The organism is Cupriavidus sp. H18C1, from assembly GCF_049311595.1.
Taxonomy (GTDB): Bacteria; Pseudomonadota; Gammaproteobacteria; order Burkholderiales; family Burkholderiaceae; genus Cupriavidus; species Cupriavidus cauae.
The window spans coordinates 948,264-972,116 of record NZ_CP186009.1; the positions used below are offsets into that span (position 1 = coordinate 948,264).

The window sequence follows — 23,853 nt, forward strand, 5'->3', positions numbered from 1 at the left end:
GAACTAACCCGCAAACACCGGCTCGTCCCGATCCACCTTCGTCGCGACCAGCAGGGCGTTCAGTTCGGGCACGCACGATCCGCAGTTGCCGCCGGCCTTGACGCAGGCGGTGATCTCGGCCGCGCTGCGCAGGCCGTGTTCGCGGATCGCGTCGCAGATGGTATTGCGGCCGACGCCGAAGCACGAGCAGACCGTCGGGCCGGCATCGACACCGGGCTGGGCGGCCTGGCCGATCAGCAGGCCGATGCGGTCGTCGTCATCCAGCTCGCCCTTGGCGAACAGGCTGCCGAGCCAGGCCCGGGCCGGCAGGTCGGGCCGCGTCGAGACGTAGACGCAGGCCTGGAGCCGGTCGTCGACGACCAGGGCGGCGTGGTAGACGCCGGCGGAACGGTCTTCGTACTCGATCCAGTCGGCCTCCGGGTCCGCCGCGCCAAGCAGCTGCCGCGCCCACGCAGCGCGATCGGCGACCGACTCACGGCCGGCGAACTCATAGCGCTGGAACTGCCGTCCTGTCACGCGCGTCCACCAGGTCAGCGCGCCGCAGTCCAGCGGGTCGCGCGCCAGCGCGAAGCCGTGCCACGAGACTGGAAAGGGATCGATGCGGACCGGCGTGTGCTTGAACTCGGGCTCGCCGGACACCGGATCGACCACCGGATTGACCAGCGCGCCGACGCGCGCGTCGGAACTGAACTGGCCGTTCCAGTGGATCGGCACAAATACGCTGCCGCGCGGGATGCCGCCGCCGTGGCGCACGCGCACCACCATCGCGCCCCAGCGCGTCGACACCCGCGCGAGACGGCCTTCGCCGACGCCGCACAGCAGCGCGTCCTGCGGATGCATGTCGACGAAGGGTTCGGGCAGATGCTCGGCCAGGCGCGCCGACTTGCCGGTGCGGGTCATCGTGTGCCATTGGTCGCGCACGCGGCCGGTGTTCAGGATCAGCGGATAGTCGTCGTCGGTCGCGTGCACCGGCTTGCGCGGCGCGGTGGCGACGAAGCGCGCGCGCCGGTCCGGATGCGAGAAGCCGCCGTCGGCGAACAGCCGTGTCGTGCCATTGCCATTGCCGCTGGCGCGCACCGGCCATTGCACCGGTTGCAGCGTGTCGTAGCCGCGGGCGTCCAGGCCGGCCAGGCCGCCGATGTCGAAGGCGCGCGGGACCGTATCTTCCCTGCGGGCATGGCCGTTCTCGTTGCTTTCGTCGCTGTCGTTGCTTTCGTCGCTGTCATTGCTGTCATTGCGGTAAGCCGACAGCCGCGCATGCTCGTCGAAAATTTCGCCCGGCGAACCATAGTCGAAGCCGGCAAATCCCATCCGGCGCGCCACCTGGCAGACGATCCACCAGTCGGGGCGCGCCTCGCCGGGCGCGGGAAGGAAGGCGCGCTGGCGCGAGATGCGCCGCTCGGAGTTGGTTACCGTGCCGTCCTTTTCGCCCCAGCCCAGCGCCGGCAGCAGGACGTGCGCGCTGTCGTTGGTATCGGTGCGGGTGACGATGTCCGACGCGATCACCAGTTCGCAGCGCTGCAGCGCGCGGCGGGCCTGGTCGGCGTCGGGCAGGCTGACCACCGGATTGGTGGCCATCACCCACACCGCCTTGATGCGGCCCTGTTCGATGGCCTCGAACAGCTCGACGGCCTTCAGCCCGGGACGGTCCGCGATGGCCGGCGCATCCCAGAAGGTCTGCACCAGTTCGCGATGGCGCGGCTCGGTCAGCTCCAGATGGGCGGCCAGCATATTGGCCAGGCCACCTACCTCGCGTCCGCCCATCGCGTTCGGCTGGCCGGTCAGCGAGAACGGGCCCATGCCGGGCTTGCCGATGCGGCCGGTCAGCAGGTGGCAATTGATGATGCTGTTGACCTTGTCGGTGCCAGCCGACGATTGATTGACGCCCTGCGAGTACGCGGTAACCGTACGTGGGGTCTCGGCGAACCATTGGTAGAAGGTCAGCAGATCGGTGGGATCGACCTTGCAGGCGCGGGCGACGGCGGCCGGATCGGCCTCGCCCGCCGCAGCTTGCAGGGCTGCCGCCAGCGCGTCTTCCCCATCGGTATGCGCCTGCACGAACTGCGCATCGATGGCGCCTTCCCGGTGCAGATGATGCAGCAGGCCGTTGAACAGCCAGACGTCGGTGCCGGGCCGGACCGGCAGGTGCAGGTCGGCCAGATCGCAGGTCGCGGTGCGGCGCGGGTCGATCACCACCAGCTTCATCTGCGGGCGTTCGGCCTTGGCCCTGGCCAGCCGCTGGAACAGGATCGGATGGCACCACGCGGTATTCGAGCCGACCAGCACCACCAGATCGGCCAGCTCCAAGTCCTCGTAGCAGCCCGGCACGATGTCCTCGCCGAACGCGCGCTTGTGGCCGGCCACCGCCGACGACATGCACAGCCGCGAGTTGGTATCGATATTGGCCGTGCCGATGAAGCCCTTCATCAGCTTGTTGGCGACGTAGTAGTCCTCGGTCAGCAGCTGCCCGGAAACATAGAGGGCGACCGACTCGGGACCGTGGCGCGCGATGATTTCGCGCAGGCCCGAGGCCGCGCGCTCGAGCGCCTCGTCCCACGACGCGCGCCGCAGCTTGCCGTCGGCCGCGCGCAATTGCGGATGCAGCAGGCGCTCGTTCAGGTCGACGGTTTCGGCCAGCGCCGAGCCCTTGACGCAAGGCGTCCCGCATTGGCGGGATGCGAGGGATCGCCGGCAACCTCGACGGTACCGTCGGCGTGCCGCTGCGCGCGCACGCCGCAACCGACGCCGCAGTAGGGGCAGGTCGTCTGCACGCTGGCTACCGGCGTGGATGGCGCGGCGGCGTCTTCCGCGATCGCGACTGCGGCGATGGCGACTGGAATATCGGAGAGTTTCACACCTTGCCCCTTGCTGGCTTGCTGCTGTGCGCGATCACGCGGCCACCGCCTCGCACTGCGCCTTGCCGAACAGCAGCCGGCTGCGCATCGCGCCGATCGGCGTGCCGTTCTGGATCAGCTCGAAATACCACGGACCATCCTGCACGTCGCCGTACAGCACGGCGCCCGCCAGCCGGCCCTGTTGCAGCACCAGGCGCTTGTAGACGCCGCGGCGCGGGTCGCGCAGCACCAGGTCCTCGCTGTCCTCGCCGCCGACGATGTCGCCGGCCGAGTACAGCTCGACGCCACTGACCTTCAGCCGCGTGGCCGTGGCCTGCTGGACATAGCGGCGGTGTCCGGCACCGGCCAGGTGCGCGGCGCACACTCGCGCCTGATCCCAGATCGGCGCCACCAGCCCGAAGGTGGCCTGGCGGTGCTGCACGCATTCGCCGACGGCATAGATGCGCGGGTCGTAGGTCTGCAGCGTGTCGTCGACCACGATGGCGCGCTCGCAATGCAGGCCGGCGGCGCGGGCCAGCTCCGCGTTCGGACGCACGCCCGCGGCCATCACGACCAGATCGGCGGGAATCCGCGCGCCGTCGGCCAGGCGCACGCCGGTGACACGCTCGTCTCCAAGGATCTCGCTGGTATTGGCGCCGAGCAGGATGCGCAGGCCGCGCCGTTCCAGCGTGCGTTTCAGCAGCGCGGCGGCGCTGGCGTCCAGCTGGCGATCCATCAGCGCATCGCCCAGATGCAGCACGGTGACGTCCATGCCCTGGCGCAGCAGGCCGTTGGCCGCCTCCAGCCCGAGCAGGCCGCCGCCGATCACCACGGCATGGCGATGCGCGCGCGCCGCGGCCAGCATGGTCTCGACGTCCTGGATGTCGCGGAACGCGATCACGCCGTCGAGCTGATGTCCGGGTACCGGGACGATGAAGGGGCGCGAGCCGGTCGCCAGCAGCAGCCGGTCGTAGCGGACCTCCCTGCCGGACTGCGAACGCACCCGCCGGCGCGCACGATCGATTTCCACCACCGGATCGCCGGCCAGCAGCGTGATGCCATGGCGCGCATACCACTCGCGCGGATGCAGCATGATGTCGTCGACCGTCTTTTCCCCGGCCAGCACCGGCGACAGCAGGATGCGGTTGTAGTTGCCGTGCGGCTCGGCGCCGAACACGGTGATGTCGTACAGGTCGGGCGCCAGCGCCAGCAGCTCCTCGACGGTGCGCATGCCGGCCATGCCGTTGCCGACCACCACCAGACGGGGCTTGTCGGTTCGCGTCATGCGGCCACCCATACCTTGCCGTCGTAGACGCGGGCCGGATAGGCGGGCACCGAATGCTCGGGCGCCTCCAGGCATTCGCCCGTGCGCAGGTCGAAATGCTGCTTGTAGATCGGCGAGGCCACCACCAGCCGGTCGCCGAGGTTGCCGACCAGTCCGCGCGACAGCACCGCCGCATCGGCGTTCGGATCGTAGTTGCCGATCGCAAAGACCTGATTGTCCGGGCCGACGCGGAACACCGCGATCTGTTGATGCCCGACCAGTGCGCAGACGCCGGTGTTCGGCACGATGTCGCGCAGCGCGCAGACGGCGGTCCACTGTTCGGAAGAAGCGTGCGTGGCAAGCTGGCTCATGATGATTTCCTCGGCTGCGTAGGGCATGGCGGCTGATGTGGCGACTGACGTGGCGGCTCGCGTGGCTGATGTCGTTCGGTTGGAGACAGGGTCCGGTTACGCTACCGGGTCCGCCTCCGCGACCCGATCCATGCGGACCAGCGGCACCGCCACCGGGCGCTGCGACGGCATGCCGCCGCCGGCCACGCGTTGCAGGTTCCGTTCCTCCGGTGTGGCCGGACGGATCTGGCCGCGCTCCTGCACGAACACGACATGCTCGTCCCCTCGCTCGCTGTTGACGAAATGGTGGAAGCGCTGGCGCGTCTGCGGATCGGTGACGGCCTTTTTCCATTCGCACTCATAGGTATCGACCACCAGTTGCATCTGCGCCTCGAGCTCGGCCGCGATGCCGAGGCTGTCGTCGATGACGACGGCCTTCAGGTAGTCGAGGCCGCCTTCGAGGTTGTCGCGCCAGACGCTGGTGCGCTGCAGGCGGTCGGCGGTGCGCACGTAGAACATCAGGACGCGGTCGATGTAGCGGACCAGCGTGTCGCGATCCAGATCGCTGGCCAGCAGCTCGGCATGGCGCGGCTTCATGCCGCCGTTGCCGCAGACGTACAGGTTCCAGCCCTTGTCGGTGGCGATCACGCCGATGTCCTTGCCCTGCGCCTCCGCACATTCGCGCGTGCAGCCGGACACACCGAACTTGATCTTGTGCGGCGCGCGCAGGCCCTTGTAGCGGTTCTCCAGGTCGATGGCCAGGCCCATCGAATCGCCGACGCCATAGCGGCACCAGGTCGAGCCGACGCAGGACTTCACGGTGCGCAGCGACTTGCCGTAGGCGTGGCCCGATTCGAAGCCGGCTTCGATCAGCTCTTCCCAGATCAGCGGCAGCTGCTCGACGCGCGCACCGAACAGGTCGACGCGCTGGCCGCCGGTGATCTTGGTGTAGAGGCCGTACTTCTTGGCGACGCGGCCCACCGCGATCAGCCCGTCGGGCGTGACCTCGCCGCCCGGCATGCGCGGTACCACCGAATAGGTGCCGTCCTTCTGGATATTGGCCAGGAAGTAGTCGTTGGAGTCCTGCAGGCTGGCGTGCTCGGGCTTGAGCACGAATTCGTTCCAGCACGAGGCCAGGATGCTGGCGACGGTCGGCTTGCAGATATCGCAGCCGTGGCCCTTGCCGTGCGCGGCCAGCAGCGCGTCGAAGGTGCGAAAGCCGCCGACGCGGACCAGGTGATACAGCTCCTGGCGCGAGTAGGCGAAGTGCTCGCACAGGTGGTTGTTCACCGCCAGGCCCTGCTTCTTCATCTCGGCCTTCATCAGCTGCGTGACCAGCGGCACGCAGCCGCCGCACGCGGTGCCGGCCTTGGTGCAGGACTTCAGCGCGCCGATGCTGGTGGCGCCGTCGCCCACCGCGGCGCAGATCTGGGCCTTGGAGACGTTGTTGCAGGAGCAGATCTGCGCGCTGTCGGGCAGCGCGTCGGCCCCGAGGCCGGGCTTCTCCTTGCCGTCGGACGGCGGCAGGATCAGGAACTCGGGCGATTCCGGCAGCGGCATGCGATTCAGCATCATCTGCAGCAGCGTGCCGTATTCCGCCGCGTCGCCGACCAGCACGCCGCCGAGCAGATAGGTGCCGCACTCGGACACCACCAGCTTCTTGTAGACCTCCTTGCGCTCGTCGGCGAACTGGTAGACGCGCGCGCCGGGGGTGTGGCCGTGCGGGTCGCCGAGGCTCGCCACGTCCACGCCCATCAGCTTGAGCTTGGTGCTCATGTCGGCGCCGGTGAAGGCGGCCTCGTCGCCCAGCAGCTGGCTCGCGGTCACGCGCGCCATGTCGTAGCCGGGCGCGACCAGGCCGAAGATCTTGCCCTGCCACAGCGCGCATTCGCCGATCGCGAAGATGTCCGGGTCCGACGTGCGGCACTGGTCGTCGATCACGATGCCGCCGCGCTCGCCGATCGCGAGGCCGGCCGCGCGCGCCAGTTCGTCGCGCGGACGGATGCCTGCCGAGAACACGATCATGTCGGTGTCCAGATGCGTGCCGTCGGCAAAGCGCATCCGGTGCGTACCGTCCTCGCCGTCGACGATCTCGACGGTGTTCTTGCCGGTATGCGCGGTGACGCCCAGCGCCGCGATCTTCCGCCGCAGCATCTGGCCGCCGCCGTCGTCGACCTGCACCGCCATCAGCCGCGGCGCGAACTCGACCACGTGGGCCCCCAGACCCATGTCGCGCAGCGCCTTGGCGCATTCCAGGCCCAGCAGGCCGCCGCCGACCACCACGCCGGTGCGGGCGCGGGCGCCGCATTCGCGCATCGCTTCCAGGTCCTCGATGGTGCGGTAGACGAAGCAGTCCGCGCGATCGCGGCCCGGCACCGGCGGCACGAAGGGATAGGAGCCGGTCGCCAGCACCAGCTTGTCGTAGTGCAGCGTCTCGCCGGTCGATACGGTGACCGTGCGGGCGGCGCGGTCGATCGCCGTGGCGCGCGCGTTCAGCCGCAGCGCGAAGCCGGTCTCGTCGAAGAAGCCCGGCTCGACCAGGGACAGGTCCTCCGCGCTCTTGCCCGCGAAGAATTCGGACAGATGCACGCGGTCATAGGCGGGGCGCGGTTCCTCGCACAGCACGGTGACCTGCAGGTCGGGGCCGCCTTCGTCGCGCGCCTGCGCCAGGCATTCGAGCAGTTTGTGGCCGACCATGCCGTGGCCGATGATGACGAGCTTCATGATGCGTTCCTTGTTCGTGGGCGCCTGCGTGGGCATCTGTTCTTGCGTTCCGGTCCGTTCTTGTGGGCAGTAGGGCGGGCGGGATCGGCTAGCTGGCGAGCGCGCTTTCCAGCAGCGCCTGTTCACGGGCCTTGTGCTCGGCCGAGAAGCGCACCGCCACCGCGCACAGCGCCGACAGCACGACCAGCACGCCGAGCACCATCAGGGTTTGCTGCAGGCTGCCCAGGCTCTTCATCAGCAGGCCGGCGGCCACCGCGCCGACGTTGCCGCCCGCGCCGATGATTCCGGACACGCCGCCCAGGGCCTTGCGATCGATGAAGGGCACCAGCGCATAGGTGGCGCCGCATGCCATGTGGGTGAAGAGACCAAAGGCCAGCATCGCGATCACCGCCAGTGCGACCGAATTCGACTGCGAGAACCACAGCAGGCCCAGGCCCTCGCCGAGCATCAGCACGAACAGCAGCGTGGTGCGGGCGCTCAGGCCATGGGTGCGCGCGACCTTGTCCGAGGCCCAGCCGCCCAGCGCGCGGGCGAACAGCGCCAGCAAGCCGAAGCTCGCGGCGGCCAGGCCCGCTGCCTTCAGCGACAGTTCGAACTTGTCGACGAAGTACATTGCGGCGACGTTGTGGATGAAGATCTCGACGCCGAAGCAGGCGCCGTAGGTCACGAACAGCAGCCACACGCGATAGTTGGCGCTGGCGGCGACGAAGCTGGCCCAGCCGCCTTTCTTGCCGCCGTCGATGGCAATGCCCTGCGCGCGCAGTTCGGCGTAGTTGCCCTGCGGGCAGTCCTGCGTGAAGCGCCAGTACAGCGCGGCCATCAGCAGCATCGCGACGCCGGGCACCAGCAGCGCCACGCGCCAGCCCATCGCCTCGCTGACGCCGAGCATCAGCACGCCGGCCAGCAGCAGCGGCATCAGCCCTTGCGCGGCGCCGCCGCCGGCATTGCCCCAGCCGGCCGAGGCGGCATTGGCGGTGCCGACCACGTTGGGCGCGAACATCACCGAGGTGTGGTACTGCGTGATCACGAAGCTCGCGCCGATCGCGCCGATCAGCAGCCGGAAGAACAGGAAGGCCTCGTAAGTCTGCGCCATCGCCACGCCCAGCACGGGAATCGCGCCGAGCACCAGCAGGCCGGTATAGGCCTTGCGCGGGCCGTAGCGGTCGCACAGCGGACCGATGATCAGCCGCACGAGGATCGTCACCGCGACGGCGGCGATATTGATGTTGGCGACCTGGTCGGGCGTCAGGCCGAACTCGCCGCGCAGCATCGGCATCAGCGGCGCGCAGGCGAACCAGGCGAAGAAGCAGATGAAGAACGCCATCCAAGTCATATGGAAGGCGCGCATCTGTGGCGTGCGGAAGGTGAACAGCGCGATGCGGGTCGCTTTGCCTTGCGCGCTGGAATTCAGGCTTGCATCGGGGCTGGGGGGTCGCTGCCATGCTTGGCTCCAAGAAAACAAAAGGCGTCCCGAGAGCCGAAGCGGGAATGCGATCGGTTCAGGGGACGCCGTTGTCCTGACGCCGGCGGTAAAAACCGCCGACGCGCTGTGTGTCTGGAGCGGGCCGCCGTTGGTCCGCTCGCGTCACAATTCAGCAAGCGTCATGCCAGGGGGGTTTTGTGCTGTGGGATGCAGAAACGGCGCTGCCGCGGCGCGGCATACGCCACGCGATGCGCGCTGTTGGGGCGGGGCGGCACGACGATGGTGCGGCGCAATGCGCGGCGGCGGTGCGGCTGCCTGGTCGGCGTGGGAGGGGGCCGGGGATGCTGGAGGGCCGGGTGGCGTCGGTCGCCTTCGTGACGTCGCTGGCGTGGGTCGGCTCGGACCGGGGGGCAGGGCCAAGGCCGGGTAGGGCAGGGCTACGGCCGGCCAAGGCCAGGGGGCTAGGGCTAAGCCTAGGGCTAGGGCTGGGCCTAGCGCCAGGGCCAGGGCCAGGGCCAGAGGGCGGGGCCCGTCGGACTAGCTGGCTTCGGACGGCGATGGCTGGGAGCGGGCGGCCTCGCCCGGCGCCGCATCCGCGTCCGGATAACGTGCGCGCACCACCTTCAACTGATTCGGCGGCACCTCGTTGCCGGCCTCATCCAGCAGAGCGGCGTGGACCTTGAGCCCGCTGCTGGCCGAACGCACCTCCATCAGCCCGCAGCCATCCTTCAGATGACGGTCGCCCCACTGCATCAGCCCGATCAGCACCGGCAGCAGTTCGACCGCGGCGCGTGTCGGCCGGTAGGCGAAGCGCTCCCGCTCACCGGGCTCGCGATAGCCGACCCGGCGCAGCAGGCCGGCCTCGGTCAGCGTCTTCAGCCGGGCGGACAGCACCGCCGGCGAACATTGCAGCCGTCCAAGCAGGTCGTCGAAGCGGCCGACGCCGTTCAGCACATCGCGCAGGATCAGGATCGACCACTTCTCGCCGATCAGCGAGAGCGTGCCGGCGATCGAGCAATGGCGGAGGTCTTCGTGGGTCAGTTCCATGGCGAAAGCATAGCAGGCTGACTTCATTTGCAAAAGTCAGGTTTCCGCCTATACTCTGGCTACGATAAATGAAGTCAGGATGCCAGTCATGCCCGCCGTCTTGCGTGCCGCCGAAATCGCCCCCTTCCTGTTTGCCAAGCCCCTGGCGTTCGGCGACTTCCCGCAGACCTGGACCATCAAGGGCGGGCAGACCTTGACGGCCCGTGCGGTGCGGCCGGACGACTTCGCCCGCCAGCGTGCCTTCGTCGATGGGCTGTCGCGCGAAAGCCGCTACTACCGCTTCCTGACGGGTGGACTGGTGTCCGACGAGTTCATCGCGCAATTCGTCCGCAGCCGCTGCGCGCTGGTGCTGACCACGCGGGAGGAGGCTGACGGTGCCGAAGAGCGCATCGTCGCCAATGGCGAATACGTGGCGGGGGAAGGCGGCGTGGCCGAATTGGCCTTGGCCGTCACCGACCGCTGGCAGGGGCGGGGCATCGGGCGCCGGCTGGTGCAGACGTTGGTGCAGGGCGCCCGGGCCCAGCGCCTGCGCGCGCTGCGTGGCGAGGTGTTGAGCGAGAACCGCCGCATGCTGGCGATCCTGCGCGAGCACGGCTTCTCCGTGCGGCTGCATCCGGGCGACGCGCTGCTGCACGAGGCCACGCTGACGCTGGCACCGCCGCGGCAAGCCACCGAGTGGCTGCCGGAGGACTGGTTCGCGATGCGCTGAGCCGAGGTGGCGCGGCGTTTCAGCCTTCAGCGCGTTCAGCGCCTTCCGAGCCTTCCGCTAGGATCTGCCGGATCACCCGTTCGAACGCCTCCGCCGGCTGTCCGCCGGTGACCAGATAGCGATCGTTGAAGATGATCGACGGCACCGAGTGAATGCCCATCGACTGGTATTCCCGTTCCTCGGCGCGGACCTCGTCGGCATAGTCGCCGTCTTCGAGCACGCGCCGCGCCGCGGCGCCATCGAGTCCCGCCGACTGCGCGGCCTCGACCAGCACATCTTGGTCGCTCGGATCCTTGCCCTCGCCGTGATAGGCCCGCAGCAGCGCGAGCTTCAGCGGCACCTGCCTGCCCTCCAGCCGCGCCCAATGCAACAGCCGATGCGCGTCGAAGGTGTTGTACACGCGCTCGCGTGGACCGAACGAAAAGCCGACGTCGGCGCCGCGCTCGCGAATCATCGCCTGCGTCTCGGCGATCTGCGCCGGCGTGCGGCCGTACTTGTTGCCAAGATAATCGACGATGGCCTCGCCGTCGGGCCCCATGTCGGGGTTCAGCTCGAACGGGTGCAGCACGACCTCTGCGTCGACCTCATCCCCGAGGTGTGACAGCGCCAGCTGCAGCGAGGACAGGCCGATCGCGCACCACGGGCAGGCGATGTCGGAGACGAAGTCGATTTTGAGGGCTGGGGGGCATGGGGAATCCTGGTTGCTCGGCGCGAAGCCAGTTTCAAGGCAAGGGCGGACAGGGTAACGGGGATCGGGGCCGCCTGCACAGACGCTTGTGTGGGAGGGTATCAAGCCACTAGACGACCGGTCTAATTCTGCTATCATGCCACCCCATGGCAACCTCCACCACCGCTGACGTCCGCCAGCACATCCTCGACACCGCCAAGCCGATCATGCTCCGCAAGGGCTTCTCGGCGGTCGGGCTGAACGAGATCCTGCAGGCGGCCGGGGTGCCGAAGGGGTCTTTCTATCACTATTTCGGCTCCAAGGAAGCGTTCGGCGAGGCGCTGCTCGAATCGTATTTCGCTGACTATCTGGCCCACCTCGACCAGATGCTGGTGCACGGACAGGGTGACCATGGCGAGCGTTTGATGCGCTACTGGACCGAGTGGCAGAACGCGCACGGCACCGAGGACCCGGAGGGCAAGTGCCTTGCGGTGAAGCTCGGCGCCGAGGTCTGCGACCTGTCGCAGGCGATGCGCGGCGCGCTGGAGCGCGGCACCGGGCAGATCGTGCAGCGGCTGGCGGCCTGCATCGAGGCGGGGTTGCGCGATGGCTCGCTGCGCGAGATCGACGACCCGCAGGGGCTCGCGACGACGCTGTACCAGCTGTGGCTTGGCGCCACGCTGTTGGGGAAGTTCCGGCAGGACGGCAAGCCGTTTGCGCTCGCGATGGCCGCGACGCGGCAATTGCTGAAGCTGTCGTAGCAGGACAGGGCCGGCGGACGGCCCGCCGGTGGCGACGCGGAAATGCGCGTCGCTTTTTTTGGCTTCGTTACTAGACGACCGGTCTAATTCCGTTGTCTCCATTTGAGTCATCTCCGTTTCACCGAACCGACAAGGATTCGCATCATGAAACTGCTGATCGTATTGACCTCGCACGACCGCCTCGGCGACACCGGGCAGAAGACCGGCTTCTGGCTGGAGGAACTGGCGGCGCCGTACTACGTGTTCCGCGACCAGGGCGTGGACATCACGCTGGCTTCGCCGCAAGGCGGGCAGCCGCCGCTCGATCCGAAGAGCAGCGACCCCGCCTCGCAGACCGATGCCACCCGGCGCTTCGAGGCCGATGCCGAGGCGCGCGCCGCGCTGGCGTCGACGCGCAAGCTGGCCGAGGTGTCGATCGACGATTTCGACGCCGTGTTCTATCCCGGCGGCCACGGCCCGCTGTGGGACCTCGCCGAAGACCGGCATTCGATCGCGCTGATCGAACACGCCATCGCCGCCGGCAAGCCGGTCGCGGCGGTGTGCCATGCGCCCGGCGTACTGCGCCACGTCAAGGGACCGGACGGCAAGCCGCTGGTTCAGGGCAGGGCGGTGACGGGCTTCTCCAATACCGAGGAGGAGGCGGTCGGCCTGACCGACGTGGTGCCGTTCCTGGTCGAGGACGTGCTGAAGGCCAATGGCGGCCGCTACGAGAAGGCCGCGGACTGGCAGCCGTACGCCGTCACCGACGGGCTGCTGATCACCGGCCAGAATCCGGCCTCGTCCGAGCCGGTCGCGCACGCGCTGCTCGGCGCGCTGGCGGCACAAGGCCATTGAGCCCGGTTCGAGCCGATTGCCTTGCTCCTTGCTCCTTGCCGAAGCCCACTCCTGTTTTGATCTCACTGAAGGAAAACGATAGATGTCCGCGCTGTTCCAACCGTTCCAACTGAAAGATGTCACGCTGCGCAACCGTATTGCGGTGCCGCCGATGTGCCAGTACGTCGCCAAGGATGGCGTCATCAACGACTGGCACAAGGTCCACCTGGCCGGCATCGCGCGCGGCGGCGCGGGTCTGGTGATCGCCGAGGCCACGGCCGTCTCGCCCGAAGGCCGGATTACGCCGGGGTGCGCCGGCCTGTGGAACGACAGGCAGGCCGAGGCATTCGCTCCCGTGGTGGGCACCATCAAGGCCGCCGGCGCGGTGCCCGGCATCCAGATCGGCCACGCCGGACGCAAGGCCAGCGCGAACCGGCCGTGGGAAGGCGACGACCACATTCCCGACGGCGATCCGCGCGGCTGGCCGACCATTGCGCCCTCCGCCATCGCCTTCGGTGCCGGCCTGCCCAAGGTGCCGCGTGCGATGACGCTCGACGATATCGCCCGTGTCCGCGCCGATTTCGTGGCCGCCGCCGAACGGGCGCGCGACCTCGGCTTCGAATGGCTGGAGTTGCATTTCGCGCATGGCTATCTGGCGCAGAGCTTCTTTTCGCCCCACTCCAATCAACGCGACGATGCCTACGGCGGTTCGGCCGAGAATCGCGGCCGCTTCCTCGTCGAGACGCTGGCGGCGGTGCGCAAGGTCTGGCCGGAGCGCCTGCCGCTGACCGCGCGCTTCGGCGTGATCGAATACGACGGGCGCGACGAGGAAACGCTCGGCGATGCCATCGCGCTGACGCAGCGGCTCAAGCAGGAAGGGCTGGACATGCTGAGCGTCAGCGTGGGCTTTTCGACGCCGGAGGCCAATATTCCGTGGGGCCCCGCGTTCCTTGCGCCGGTGGCAGAGCGGGTGCGCCGCGAGACCGGCCTGCCGGTGGCATCGGCCTGGGGCATCGATACGCCGCAGCTCGCCGAACGCGTCGTCGCCCAACAGCAGCTGGACCTGGTGATGGTTGGGCGTGCCCATCTGGCCGACCCGCACTGGCCGTATCACGCGGCCAAGGTGCTCGGCGTCGAGCGCGCCGCGTGGACGCTGCCCGCGCCCTACGCGCACTGGCTCGAGCGCTACAAGGTCGCCTGAGCGGCGAAGGCCCCGCTGGGGCGGGGCGCTGAGCGCGGCCTGTGCGCAAGGGCTCGACAGCTACAAAGTCCCTGAGTGGCGAAGGCCCCGCTGCGCCTGGACGCTGCCCGCGTCCTACGCGTATTGGCTCGAGCGCTACAAGGTGGCCTCAGCGTGGCCAAGGCCTTGCTGTGACCGGCCGCTGGGCGCAATCACGCTGCCGTGCCGGTGCCGCGCGCGTCCGCCTTGGCCGGGCGGCGCGCACCGGCGGTCGCGGTGCAGCCGATCGACGCGACGATGATGCAGCCGATCGCGAGCCACTGCGTGGCGCTCAGCTGCTCGTGCAGCATCACCAGCCCCGCCAACGCCCCCATCGCCGGCTCCATGCTGAGCAGGATGCCGAAGGTCCGCCGCGGCAGCCGCTTGAGCGCGACCATCTCCAGCGAATAGGGAATCGCGCTGGACAGCACGCCCACCGCCAGCCCGGCCAGCAGCAGCGCCGGGCTGAACAGCGCCGTGCCCGCGTGCGCCACGCCGAACGGAAACACCACGAGCGATGCCATCAGCAGGCCAAGCGAGGTCGCCTGGCCGCCGTGCGCATTGCCCGCGCGTTGCCCGAAGATGATGTAGAGCGCCCAGCCGACCCCGGCCGCGAGCGCGTAGCCAATGCCAACCGGATCGAGATTGTCCGCGTGTTCCCGCAGCGGCAGCAGCAACAGCAATCCCACCACCGCGAAGGCGATCCACACGAAATCGATCGCGCGCCGCGACGAGGCGATCGCCACGGCCAGCGGGCCCGTGAATTCGATCGCAATCGCCAGCCCGAGCGGCACCGTCCGCAGCGACATGTAGAACATCAGGTTGGTCGCGCCAAGCGCCGCGCCATACAGCGCGATCGCGCGCGCATCGCTCCCTTTAAGCGGCCACCGCCACGGCCGCCATGCAATCAGCAGGATCAGCGCGGAAAAGCCGACCCGCAGCGCAGTGGTGCCCTGCGCGCCGACCGCATCGAACAGGCTCTTGGCAAACGACGTGCCGATGCACAGCGAGGCCATCGATCCCATCAGCGCGAGCACGGCAAGCAGGGTGGAACGGTCTTGGGAAGCGGGAGAGGACACGGCTTCTAGTCTTATGGTCCGGCCGGCGAGCCGTGCGGAACCGCGCGGAGCGATCCCGGCGCGGACAAGGAACCCGAAAGTGTAGTGGAAGGCGGCGCGTGTGGGCCAGCCTGCGAAACGATCCGGCCGCAGATTGCCTTCGTCGGCCCGATGAGAAGTTTGCGAAAAATGAGAAGAGCCAGTAGATTGTCAGAACGACCAGGTCGCCCTTCAGGAGTGGATATGACTCACCGAATCGTGCCGAATGCAGATCGGCGCCAAAATCTCCGCGCCCCACAGCTAATTGAGAAATTGGTACATGACATCGACGAGCGACTGATTCAGGCTATCGATTCTGCCGATCGTGCTCGCGTGATGGCAATCGTGCGCCAATGCTTGACCGCGGCGCTCGGCAGCGGGGTGTCACCAGGGCCGGCGGCGAACAAGCTGTCGATCTCGAATCTGAAACCGTCGGAGGTGATCGGCCATGGCTTGGTGGCGATGTCCCAGGCGACTCTCTATCGCGCGGTCGAGGACGGTCGCTTCTATTGCGTTACGCCGCGCGGCAAGGCGAACGGGCGGGTGTTTCCGGCCTGGCAATTTTCTGCACCGGTGATCGAATTGCTGGCGCCGATACTTCGCCAGATGAAGGGTTTGCCGGGCAGCGAAACCCATGCGTTCTGGGTAACGCCGGTCGATGCCTTCGATGACCTGACCCCTGCCGAATTGCTCGCTGGCAAGCCCTTCGAAACACGCAGCGACTTGACGCTCGTGCAGCAGCAGCATTTGTCGCAGCCGGCTCTGCAACGTCAGGCGAGTGTGGCGGAGGAGTTGGCTGCGAGGACATCGCGCGGTTCCAACCTTATTGGCTGATGCTGATCCCGACCACGACCGAGACTGCCCCGCCCGCCATACTCGAAACCCTGCCTTCCGAAGAACGGCTGCGACAGGCGTTGGGAGAGGATCCAGCCTGCTTGCCCATCGGCACGCGCGTTTATCGCGCCATCCGTCACCCGGGCGCAGTCGTTCCTGCCTATGTCCAACGTACATATCGATTCGGCCCGCCGGACGTGCTGCGAAGCCCGGATGGGCACTATCCCTTCTATTGGATGTATGCCGCCGAAGATCTGACCACGGCGCTGTGGGAGTCGCAGTTCTGTCTGAACGACATGACCCAACCGGGCACCTTCTACATTCCTCAGGGGGTATTGCGCGACGGTCTGGTGGCGACCTTTACGTTGCAGGCGGAAATACGGATTCTCGATCTGACGGGGACCGTGCTGAGCAAGCTGGGTATTTACGACCAGATCAACGGACACCACGCATGGTGCCAATGGTTTGGTGTCCGACTGAGCGAGCTGCTGCGGGGTTGGAAAGACGGGTCACCGATCGGATTTCGTTATCCGTCACGCAAGCACAAATGCCATCGTGCATTGGCGCTTCATTCCGAGGCGCTGGCGAAGTGGAAGGAGACGGTCCGCACCCAGGTGTCATCGTTCGCCGACATGGCGGCCTGTGGCACGTTGTTGGCAGACCCGAACTACGCGGATCCGCTGCCGGGGCATTTCACTTTGGGTTGAACGGCGATTACTGCGCCTCCGCACTTCCTGCCGGTCCTGCCTGCGTTGCCCCGTTCTCTTCCACCTGCTTCGCCTTGCGCATCCCCCGCAAATTCAGCGCGGCCAGCGCGAATTGCAGCACCACCAGCGCATAGGCGCTGGTGTGCAGGCCCCAGACGACCCACAGCAAATTGCTGAGCAGGAAGACCCAGAAGCCGACCTTGCGGCGCGTGGCGATGCGTGAACCGATCAGCCAGGTGGCCGCGACGGTGATGGCCATCGCGGGCCATTGCAGCATGTCGATCCAGTCCATCGCCTCTCCCGGTTGCGTGTCGGCCTGATGCGGGCCAAACGCCGCCAGCATAGGCCGGGGCGGATACCGCAGGGCACCGGCGTCGGGCCGCATCGGCTGTCAGCCGATTCCGACACCGACGCCACGGCGGCAGCTTTAGCTCGAGAAGGTGACGTAGCCCTCGGGCGAGATCGGCCAGGCCGGGTTATGGGCTACCTCCCACAGGTGCCCGTCCGGATCGGCGAAATAGCCCGAATAGCCGCCCCACGGCAACGCCCGCGCCGCCGACACCAGTTCGGCGCCGCTGGCCACGGCCTGCGCCATCAGGCGGTCCACTTCCTCGGGCGATTCGACGTTATGGCCGAGCGCCGAGCCGCGTGCGCCCGGGCTCGACGGGCCATGGATCTCGGCTTCGAAGGAGGTCTTGTTCCACAGCCCGACGATGAAGCCGTTGAACTGGAAGAACGCGATATCACCGTTGTCGAATACCGGCGACCAGCCCAGCCCACCGCAATAGAAGGCCTTGGCGCGATCGAGATCGGCGACGGGAAGGGTAACGATGGAGATGCTTTGTTTCATGATGGCCTCGCTGAAAAGGCTGCACGGCATGCCGATGGGGCAGCCGGCACAGCGTCGAACGAAAAGGCTTCGCGCCGAGACCGGGGATGGACAGCAAGTCGACGTGTCGACGTGGACGCACGCGGCCCTGCCCACCGGATCTGCGGGCGAAGGTCGCGGGTCGGCAGGTGCCGACAGAACCCCTGATTCGGGGCGGGCGGACTAACCGATACCGCCGCTGTCTTTTTCGACGCCGCGATTATCCCGCACGAGGTCGGCACCTGCAAATTCCGCTTGCCTTCCCATGGAATGGCGAGAATGGCGCGCGGAATGGCACGCAATCAGCCCGGCTTTACATTTGCCAACCCCCCGCCTTAAATGTTCCGCACCAGCGCCCTCCGCCGATCCCGCCTTCCACCCTCATCCTCCCAGGTCCCAGACCCGATCGATCCGGGCACGCACACCACGTGATGGCCATCACCCCGCCACCGCGCGGCCCCAGGCTGGACAGCCTGTCGAGGGCGCTGCGTCAAAAGCAAGACGAGGTGCGCCATGACAAGTGTGACCAGGGGAAACCATCGACCAATGGAAGTCGGGTATGCGGGGGAGCGGTGTTGCAGGCGGACGATCCCGGCTATGAGGAAGCGAGAACGGTGTGGAATGCCACGGTGGATTGCCGGCCGGGCGCGATCGCCCGCTGCGCCGGCGCCGCTGATGTCATCAGCGCGATCCGCTTTGCCAGGCAGAACGGCATGCGCGCCGTGGTGCGAGGCGGCGGCCACAACATCGCCGGCACGGCGGTCTGCGACGAAGGTCTGGTGCTCGACATGTCGACCATGCGGTCCGTGGTCGTCGATCCGCAGGCGCGGGTAGCCTGGGTCGATCCGGGCGCGACGCTCGCCGATTTCGATCATGAGGCGCAGGCATTCGGGCTGGCGACGCCCCTTGGCATCAACTCGACCACCGGCGTCGCGGGCCTGACGCTGGGCGGCGGCTTCGGCTGGATCAGCCGAAAGTACGGCACCACGGTAGACAATCTGCTGGGCGCGCACATCGTCACGGCGGATGGCAAGTTCCGCCGCGTCGATGCCGACAACGACCCCGACCTGTTCTGGGCCATCCGCGGCGGCGGCGGCAATTTCGGCGTGGTCACGCAGTTCGAATTCGAGGTGCATCCGGTCGGCCCCGAAATCTACGGTGGCCTGGTGGTGTACCCGTTCGAACAGGCGGCGCAGGTGTTCCCGCGCTATCGCGACTTCATCGAGGCCGCGCCGGACGAGCTGACGGTATGGGCGGTGTTCCGACTGGCGCCGCCGCTGCCTTTCCTGCCGGCCGAGGTGCACGGCAAACCGGTGATGGTGCTGGCCAGCTGCTATATCGGCCCGTCGGCCGATGGTGCGGACGCGGTCGCCCCGCTGCGCGAATTCGGCCAGCCCTATGGCGAGCATCTGGGCGCGATGCCCTATACCGCGTGGCAGAAGGCCTTCGATCCGCTGCTGACGCCGGGGGCTCGCAACTACTGGAAATCGCACAATTTCGCGCGGCTCGACGACGGCATGCTGGCGGTGCTGAACGATGGCCTGGCGACGCTGCCGTCGCCGGAATGCGAGATCTTCATCGGCGCGCTCGGTGGACATGTTGGCCGCGTGCCGGTGGACGCCACCGCCTATGCGCATCGCGACGCCAACTTCGTGATGAACATCCACGGCCGCTGGCAGCAGCCCGCCGACGACCAGCGTTGCATCCAGTGGACGCGCGGCCTGTTCGATGCGCTGACGCCGTTCGCGCTGGGCAGCGTCTACGTGAACTTCCTCACGCAGGACGAGATCACGCGGGTCGATGCGGCCTATGGCAGCAACTATGCGCGGCTGGCGCAGATCAAGCGCGAATACGATCCGGACAATCTGTTCCGCGGCAATCAGAACATCCGACCGGCGCAATAAGGACGCGGTGCACGCCGGCGCGGATGCCGTGTCGCGGTCGCCGTGAACAACCCTCGCGCGGTGGCGCGGCCTAGGCCGTCGCTACCCGCGGCGGCCGCGGCCGCGTCGCCACGGCGAACGCGATCTGCGCGAGGCCGGCGGCCAGCCCCAGCGATACGCCGACCTGCCAGGCAAGCGTGTACGAGCCGAGCGCGTCGAACAGCAGTCCGCCGCCGAAGGCGCCGACGAAGCTGCCAATCTGGTGGCTGAAGAAGGCCACGCCGCCCAGCATGGCCTGCCAGCGCAGGCCGAAGGTCTCCGCGATCCAGCCTGCCACCAGCGGCGCCACGCCCAGCCACAGGAAGCCCATCACCGCGGCGAACACCAGCGTGCTCTCGGGCGTCGGTGCCGACGAGAAGTACCAGGTCAGCGCCAGCGAGCGCACCGTGTAGATGCCGCCGAGCAGCAGCAGCTTGTTGACGCGGCCGCCGGCCCAGCCGAAGAACAGGCTGCCCAGCACGTTGAAGCCGCCGATCACGCCGAGCGCCTGCGCGCTGAGCATCGCGTCCATGCCGCAGACGTCGAGATAGGACGGCAGATGCGTGGTCAGGAAGACCAGCTGCATGCCGCAGACGAAATACGCCAGCGCCATCACCAGGAAGGGCGCGTGGCGCAGCGCGGTGCCCAGCGCCTGGCGTGCGTTCTGCTCGATCCCGGTCGTCGACACCGGCGCGGGCAGGCGGTCGACCCGCCCAGCGAACCACGCGGCAGGCAGCATCGCCAGCGCCAGCACGACGAAGGCCACCATGCCGACGCGCCAGCCGTAGCCCTGAGCGACGACCTGGCCGATCGGCGCGGCGATCAGCGCGCCCAGCGACCCGGCGGCCGACACGATGCCGAGCACCGTGCTGCGCAGCGTCGGCGAGATCGGACGGGCGGCGACCGCCATCGCGATCGCGCTGCCGGTGCAGGCCATCGAGGCACCGATCGCGACGCCGGCGCCCAGCGTGACGCCGATCATCCCCTCCGCCCCGGCAAGCAGGGCCAGCCCCAGCACATACAGCGCGGCGCCGCTCATCATCAACGGGCGAAAGCCGACCCGAACCGCCCACGCGCCGGCGACCGGCTGCAGCAGTCCCCACGCGAGGTTCTGCACCGCAATCGCGACGGTGAAGTCCGATACCGAGATGCCGATATCGCGCGTCAGCGGCGGCATGAAGATGCCCAGGCTCTGGCGCAGGCCCATGGCCAGGCTCAGCATCACGGAGGCGCCGATCAGGATCGGCAGGGCAGGACGCAGCTCGCTGAGCAGCGAGGGGTTCAGGCGGGAGGAAGGCACGGTGGGGCTGTCTCGGAGAGTCTTGTCGTTATGGGTATGGGGGGTACGGCGGTGCCCGGAAGGGCTTGCGGCGCGGCGGCGGGAGGCGGCGTGCGGGGCATGTCCAGGGACGACCCAGCGTAAGTCCGTCCGTTTGGGGGGTGTCAATTTTTCTCAAAGACGGACCGCCGCGGCCGCATCGTGGAACGCGCGCGGCAGGGAGGGCGCGGCACGGAAATTGCAGCCGCCGCTCCGACATGACGACCACGCTGCCCGATTCCATCCGGCGCCTGCTGCGCGAGCGCTTCGACATCCAGCGGCTGCGCCCCGGCCAGGCCGAAGTCATCGACAGCGTGCTCCAGGGCCACGACACGCTGGCGGTGATGCCCACCGGCAGCGGCAAGTCGCTGTGCTACCAGGTGCCGGCGATGTGCCTGGACGGCCTGACGGTGGTGGTCTCGCCGCTGATTTCGCTGATGCAGGACCAGGCCGAGAAGCTGGAAGGACTCGCGCTGGACCCGGCGGTGGTCAACAGCGCGGTCGGCGATGCCGCGGCCGATGCCGCGCTGGACAGCCTGGCGCGCCGCGACGAGCGGATCGTGCTGACCACGCCGGAGCAGCTGCAGGACCCCGAAGTCATCGCGTCCATCCAGCGCAATCGCGTCGCCTTGCTGGTCGTCGACGAGGCGCACTGCATCTCGCAGTGGGGCCATGATTTCCGTCCCGCGTATCTCGGCATTCCCGATGCGGTGCGCGCGCTCGGACGCCCGCCCGTGCTGGCGCTGACCGCGACCGCCACCGACGCGCTGATCCACGATATCGCCGCGCAGCTGGACCTGCAGTCGCTGTGCGTGGTCAAGGCTGGCCTGTACCGGCCCAATCTGATCTATGCGGTCCAGCATGTCGCCGGCGACGACGAGCGGCTGGCGCAGGTGCGCAGCCTGGTCGCGCGCGAGCCAGGCGCGGGCATCGTCTATACGGCCACGGTGCGCGAGGCCGAGCGGCTGCATGCCGGGCTCAAGCAGGCCGGGCAGGACGTTGCCCTCTATCACGGCCGCTGCACCGCCGCGCAGCGCCGCGACAGCCAGGCCGCCTTCATGGCCGGCGATTGCCGCGTGATGGTCGCCACCAACGCCTTTGGCATGGGCATCGACAAGCCCGATGTCCGCTTCATCGTCCATGCCCAGCTGCCCGGCAGCCTCGATGCCTATTACCAGGAGACCGGCCGTGCCGGTCGCGATGGCGAGCCGGCCCGCTGCACGCTGCTGCACGACGAGCGCGACAAGCGGGTCCAGCAGTTCTTCCTGGCCAACCGCTATCCCGGCGCCGATACGCTCGAACAGATCGTCGCGGCGATGGGCGGCCGCCGCGATGCCGCCGCGCCGCTGTCGCTCGACGCGCTGCATGAACAGCTGCCGAACGTCGCTCGGCGGAAGCTGCAGGTCGCGCTGACGATGCTGTCCGAGGCCGAGATCGCGCGCCGCCACAAGGACGGCAGTTACAGCCGGCAGCCGGGCAAGAACGACGCCCAGGCGGTGCGGACCATCGCGGCGCAGTACGCCGAACGCAGCGACAAGGACCGCGCCACGCTCGAGGCCATGCTGCACTACGCGCGCAGCGGCCGCTGCCGCTGGGCGATGCTGCTCGAGTACTACGGCGAGGAAGGCGGCCCGGAGCGCTGCGGCACCTGCGACAGCTGCGTGCGGGCGGCCGAGGCCGCGCGCCATCCGGTCGAGCCGCTGCCCGAATCGAAAGCCGGCGCGAGCGCGCCGCGTTTCGCCGAAGGGGACAAGGTGCGCGCCCGCCGCCATGGCATCGGCACCGTGGTGGCAACCACGCGCGAACGCGTCGATGTGCGCTTCCCGGACGGCACCATCCGCCGCTTCGTGCCGCGCTATCTGCGGCGGGAGGCGTAGGACGCCGGTCGTACGCATGGCGGTCGCCGTCCTGTGGCAGCGCGGAAAAGGCGCCTGAGCCGTGCCGGGCGATACATGACAAAACCGTCAGCCTGGCGCCAGCGGCTTGACCGGCAGCGACGGATAGCATCGGTGCCGCCCGATGTTCTCCGATTGCCGCCATGCCTGCCGATCCCGCCTTCGCCGCATCTCGTTCGCCTTCTTCATCCGCTTCGTCTTCTTCGAGGCTGCCAGCCACCGCGCCGCTGCTGCTGCCACCGCTGCTGGCGGCATTGACCCTGGCCGCCTGCGGCAAGGAGCAGGCCCCCGCCGCCGCCCGGACCCCCGAGGTCGCCTATGTCACGCTGCGGCACCAGCCGGTGGCGCTCAGCACCGAACTGCCCGGCCGTACCGTGGCCTACCGCGTCGCCGAGGTTCGGCCGCAGGTCGACGGCATCATTCTGAAGCGGCTGTTCAAGGAGGGCAGCGAGGTCCGGCAGGGCCAGCAGCTCTACCAGATCGACCCCTCCATTTATCAGGCCGCGCACGCCAGCGCGTCGGCGACATTGGAGTCGACCCGGCAGACCGCGCAGCGCTACGAGCGGCTGGCGCGCGATCGGGCGGTGAGCCAGCAGGAATACGAGCAGGCGCGGGCGGCCTGGCTGACGGCGCAGGCGGCAGTGGACCGCGCTGCGATCGATCTGCGCTACACCCGGGTGCTCGCGCCGATCTCCGGGCGCATCGGCCGCTCCTTCGCCAGCGAGGGCGCGCTCGCGACCAACGGCCAGGCCAACGCGCTGGCCACCGTGCAGCAGCTCGATCCAATCTATGTCGATGTCACGCAGCCGTCGTCCGCGCTGCTCGGGCTGCGGCGCGATCTCGCGGCCGGTCGCCTGGAAGCAGCCGGCGAAAACGCCGCGCGCGTGCGCTTGATTCTCGAGGACGGCAGCGAGTACGCCGAACCGGGCCGGCTCGAGTTCACCGAGGTGGGAGTGGACACCGGCACCGGCTCGGTGACCCTGCGCGCGGTGTTCCCCAATCCGCGGCATGAACTGCTGCCCGGCATGTTCGTGCGGGCGCGGATGCAGCAGGGCGTGCGGCCCGCCGCCATGCTGGCGCCGCAGCGCGGCGTCACGCGCGACGCGAAGGGGCAGGCCACCGCGCTGCTCGTCAATCAGAACGACGAGGTCGAGCTGCGCCGGATCGAGGCCGAACGCGTGATCGGCGACAACTGGCTGGTCAGCGGCGGCCTGCAGCCGGGCGAACGGCTGATCGTGGACGGAGTGCAATTCGTGCGGCCGGGCATGAAGGTGCGGCCGTTGCCGCTGACGGCGGCGGTGCCGGCCAATGCAGCCAACACGGCCAACACGGCCAACGCGCCTGACGCAGCGAATGCGCCCACCGCGGCCAGCGCCGCCGTCTCGCAGCGTTGAACGGAGC

At 68.5% G+C, this 23,853-nt stretch carries 19 protein-coding genes and 1 pseudogene; 9 read left to right on the plus strand and 11 right to left on the minus strand.

The genetic code is table 11. The features are described from left to right. Nucleotides 1–3 precede the first annotated feature (3 nt). The 6 genes and pseudogenes from OJJOAM_RS20145 to OJJOAM_RS20170 form a co-directional block, all read right to left on the minus strand. Nucleotides 4–2,813 (minus strand): annotated as a pseudogene (locus tag OJJOAM_RS20145) (molybdopterin-dependent oxidoreductase). A 76-nt stretch (nucleotides 2,814–2,889) separates the two neighbouring features. Then, nucleotides 2,890–4,119, minus strand: coding sequence for an NAD(P)/FAD-dependent oxidoreductase (locus OJJOAM_RS20150; RefSeq protein ID WP_422650883.1), 1,230 nt, complete (start codon nucleotides 4,117–4,119; stop codon nucleotides 2,890–2,892). After that, a complete protein-coding gene (gene nirD / locus OJJOAM_RS20155; protein ID WP_422650987.1) occupies nucleotides 4,116–4,469 on the minus strand; it encodes a nitrite reductase small subunit NirD in 354 nt (117 codons plus the stop codon). The genes OJJOAM_RS20150 and nirD overlap by 4 nt, the downstream gene beginning before the upstream one ends. Nucleotides 4,470–4,565: 96 nt before the next feature. Further along, a complete protein-coding gene (gene nirB, locus OJJOAM_RS20160; protein WP_422650884.1) occupies nucleotides 4,566–7,172 on the minus strand; it encodes a nitrite reductase large subunit NirB in 2,607 nt (868 codons plus the stop codon). A gap of 88 nt (nucleotides 7,173–7,260) precedes the next feature. Continuing rightward, nucleotides 7,261–8,505 carry an MFS transporter gene (locus OJJOAM_RS20165; RefSeq protein ID WP_422650885.1) on the minus strand — a complete coding sequence of 415 codons (1,245 nt, stop codon included), beginning with the start codon at nucleotides 8,503–8,505 and terminating at the stop codon, nucleotides 7,261–7,263. A gap of 627 nt (nucleotides 8,506–9,132) precedes the next feature. After that, nucleotides 9,133–9,642, minus strand: coding sequence for a winged helix-turn-helix transcriptional regulator (locus OJJOAM_RS20170; protein WP_265633625.1), 510 nt, complete (start codon nucleotides 9,640–9,642; stop codon nucleotides 9,133–9,135). Between the two features lie 88 nt (nucleotides 9,643–9,730). Here OJJOAM_RS20170 and OJJOAM_RS20175 point away from each other — a divergent pair, with 88 nt between their 5' ends. After that, the gene (locus OJJOAM_RS20175) at nucleotides 9,731–10,351 is read left to right on the plus strand and encodes a GNAT family N-acetyltransferase (RefSeq protein ID WP_422650886.1); all 621 of its coding nucleotides are present in this window, start codon (nucleotides 9,731–9,733) and stop codon (nucleotides 10,349–10,351) included. Between the two features lie 19 nt (nucleotides 10,352–10,370). Here OJJOAM_RS20175 and OJJOAM_RS20180 read toward each other — a convergent pair whose 3' ends face one another. Continuing rightward, nucleotides 10,371–11,021: a DsbA family oxidoreductase gene (locus OJJOAM_RS20180; RefSeq protein WP_422650988.1), complete on the minus strand. Its 651-nt coding sequence runs from the start codon at nucleotides 11,019–11,021 to the stop codon at nucleotides 10,371–10,373. Nucleotides 11,022–11,185: 164 nt separating this feature from the next. On the opposite strand from OJJOAM_RS20180, the gene OJJOAM_RS20185 reads away from it, so the two are divergent. The 3 genes from OJJOAM_RS20185 (at nucleotide 11,186) to OJJOAM_RS20195 (ending at nucleotide 13,793) form a co-directional block, all read left to right on the plus strand. Next, on the plus strand, nucleotides 11,186–11,779 hold the full coding sequence (locus OJJOAM_RS20185; protein ID WP_422650887.1) for a TetR/AcrR family transcriptional regulator: 594 nt from the start codon (nucleotides 11,186–11,188) through the stop codon (nucleotides 11,777–11,779). Between the two features lie 144 nt (nucleotides 11,780–11,923). Beyond that, the gene (locus tag OJJOAM_RS20190) at nucleotides 11,924–12,613 is read left to right on the plus strand and encodes a type 1 glutamine amidotransferase domain-containing protein (RefSeq protein ID WP_422650888.1); all 690 of its coding nucleotides are present in this window, start codon (nucleotides 11,924–11,926) and stop codon (nucleotides 12,611–12,613) included. A gap of 82 nt (nucleotides 12,614–12,695) precedes the next feature. Then, on the plus strand, nucleotides 12,696–13,793 hold the full coding sequence (locus OJJOAM_RS20195; RefSeq protein WP_422650889.1) for an NADH:flavin oxidoreductase/NADH oxidase: 1,098 nt from the start codon (nucleotides 12,696–12,698) through the stop codon (nucleotides 13,791–13,793). Nucleotides 13,794–13,984: 191 nt separating this feature from the next. Here OJJOAM_RS20195 and OJJOAM_RS20200 read toward each other — a convergent pair whose 3' ends face one another. Beyond that, nucleotides 13,985–14,836, minus strand: a complete 852-nt coding sequence (locus OJJOAM_RS20200) for an EamA family transporter (RefSeq protein ID WP_422650989.1) — start codon at nucleotides 14,834–14,836, stop codon at nucleotides 13,985–13,987. Between the two features lie 276 nt (nucleotides 14,837–15,112). Here OJJOAM_RS20200 and OJJOAM_RS20205 point away from each other — a divergent pair, with 276 nt between their 5' ends. Both OJJOAM_RS20205 and OJJOAM_RS20210 read left to right on the plus strand, forming a co-directional pair. Continuing rightward, the gene (locus OJJOAM_RS20205; protein WP_422650890.1) at nucleotides 15,113–15,742 is read left to right on the plus strand and encodes a hypothetical protein; all 630 of its coding nucleotides are present in this window, start codon (nucleotides 15,113–15,115) and stop codon (nucleotides 15,740–15,742) included. Beyond that, the gene (locus OJJOAM_RS20210; RefSeq protein ID WP_422650891.1) at nucleotides 15,742–16,449 is read left to right on the plus strand and encodes an RES family NAD+ phosphorylase; all 708 of its coding nucleotides are present in this window, start codon (nucleotides 15,742–15,744) and stop codon (nucleotides 16,447–16,449) included. The genes OJJOAM_RS20205 and OJJOAM_RS20210 overlap by 1 nt, the downstream gene beginning before the upstream one ends. 7 nt (nucleotides 16,450–16,456) lie before the next feature. Here OJJOAM_RS20210 and OJJOAM_RS20215 read toward each other — a convergent pair whose 3' ends face one another. Next, nucleotides 16,457–16,834 carry a hypothetical protein gene (locus tag OJJOAM_RS20215; RefSeq protein ID WP_422650892.1) on the minus strand — a complete coding sequence of 126 codons (378 nt, stop codon included), beginning with the start codon at nucleotides 16,832–16,834 and terminating at the stop codon, nucleotides 16,457–16,459. Between the two features lie 42 nt (nucleotides 16,835–16,876). Next, the gene (locus tag OJJOAM_RS20220; protein WP_422650893.1) at nucleotides 16,877–17,299 is read right to left on the minus strand and encodes a VOC family protein; all 423 of its coding nucleotides are present in this window, start codon (nucleotides 17,297–17,299) and stop codon (nucleotides 16,877–16,879) included. A gap of 632 nt (nucleotides 17,300–17,931) precedes the next feature. On the opposite strand from OJJOAM_RS20220, the gene OJJOAM_RS20225 reads away from it, so the two are divergent. Beyond that, entirely contained in the window at nucleotides 17,932–19,221 is a 1,290-nt protein-coding gene (locus OJJOAM_RS20225; RefSeq protein WP_422650894.1) for an FAD-binding oxidoreductase, read from the plus strand. Between the two features lie 70 nt (nucleotides 19,222–19,291). On the opposite strand, the gene OJJOAM_RS20230 is transcribed toward OJJOAM_RS20225, so the two are convergent. After that, the gene (locus OJJOAM_RS20230; RefSeq protein ID WP_422650990.1) at nucleotides 19,292–20,461 is read right to left on the minus strand and encodes an MFS transporter; all 1,170 of its coding nucleotides are present in this window, start codon (nucleotides 20,459–20,461) and stop codon (nucleotides 19,292–19,294) included. A 314-nt stretch (nucleotides 20,462–20,775) separates the two neighbouring features. On the opposite strand from OJJOAM_RS20230, the gene OJJOAM_RS20235 reads away from it, so the two are divergent. Continuing rightward, nucleotides 20,776–22,434, plus strand: coding sequence for a RecQ family ATP-dependent DNA helicase (locus tag OJJOAM_RS20235; protein WP_422650895.1), 1,659 nt, complete (start codon nucleotides 20,776–20,778; stop codon nucleotides 22,432–22,434). 161 nt (nucleotides 22,435–22,595) lie between these two features. Further along, nucleotides 22,596–23,846: an efflux RND transporter periplasmic adaptor subunit gene (locus OJJOAM_RS20240; protein ID WP_422650896.1), complete on the plus strand. Its 1,251-nt coding sequence runs from the start codon at nucleotides 22,596–22,598 to the stop codon at nucleotides 23,844–23,846. The last annotated feature ends 7 nt before the right edge of the window (nucleotides 23,847–23,853 follow it).

Bases quoted from the DNA above. Each gene is read 5' to 3' on its own strand.
- OJJOAM_RS20170 (WP_265633625.1), bottom strand. From the start codon at position 9,642: ATGGAACTGACCCACGAAGACCTCCGCCATTGCTCGATCGCCGGCACG.
- OJJOAM_RS20190 (WP_422650888.1), top strand. From the start codon at position 11,924: ATGAAACTGCTGATCGTATTGACCTCGCACGACCGCCTCGGCGACACC.
- OJJOAM_RS20205 (WP_422650890.1), top strand. From the start codon at position 15,113: ATGACTCACCGAATCGTGCCGAATGCAGATCGGCGCCAAAATCTCCGC.
- OJJOAM_RS20210 (WP_422650891.1), top strand. From the start codon at position 15,742: ATGCTGATCCCGACCACGACCGAGACTGCCCCGCCCGCCATACTCGAA.
- nirD (WP_422650987.1), bottom strand. From the start codon at position 4,469: ATGAGCCAGCTTGCCACGCACGCTTCTTCCGAACAGTGGACCGCCGTC.
- OJJOAM_RS20235 (WP_422650895.1), top strand. From the start codon at position 20,776: ATGACGACCACGCTGCCCGATTCCATCCGGCGCCTGCTGCGCGAGCGC.
- OJJOAM_RS20175 (WP_422650886.1), top strand. From the start codon at position 9,731: ATGCCCGCCGTCTTGCGTGCCGCCGAAATCGCCCCCTTCCTGTTTGCC.
- nirB (WP_422650884.1), bottom strand. From the start codon at position 7,172: ATGAAGCTCGTCATCATCGGCCACGGCATGGTCGGCCACAAACTGCTC.
- OJJOAM_RS20150 (WP_422650883.1), bottom strand. From the start codon at position 4,119: ATGACGCGAACCGACAAGCCCCGTCTGGTGGTGGTCGGCAACGGCATG.
- OJJOAM_RS20215 (WP_422650892.1), bottom strand. From the start codon at position 16,834: ATGCGGCCCGACGCCGGTGCCCTGCGGTATCCGCCCCGGCCTATGCTG.
- OJJOAM_RS20230 (WP_422650990.1), bottom strand. From the start codon at position 20,461: ATGCTGAGCCTGGCCATGGGCCTGCGCCAGAGCCTGGGCATCTTCATG.
- OJJOAM_RS20200 (WP_422650989.1), bottom strand. From the start codon at position 14,836: ATGGGATCGATGGCCTCGCTGTGCATCGGCACGTCGTTTGCCAAGAGC.
- OJJOAM_RS20195 (WP_422650889.1), top strand. From the start codon at position 12,696: ATGTCCGCGCTGTTCCAACCGTTCCAACTGAAAGATGTCACGCTGCGC.
- OJJOAM_RS20220 (WP_422650893.1), bottom strand. From the start codon at position 17,299: ATGAAACAAAGCATCTCCATCGTTACCCTTCCCGTCGCCGATCTCGAT.
- OJJOAM_RS20185 (WP_422650887.1), top strand. From the start codon at position 11,186: ATGGCAACCTCCACCACCGCTGACGTCCGCCAGCACATCCTCGACACC.
- OJJOAM_RS20165 (WP_422650885.1), bottom strand. From the start codon at position 8,505: ATGACTTGGATGGCGTTCTTCATCTGCTTCTTCGCCTGGTTCGCCTGC.
- OJJOAM_RS20240 (WP_422650896.1), top strand. From the start codon at position 22,596: ATGCCTGCCGATCCCGCCTTCGCCGCATCTCGTTCGCCTTCTTCATCC.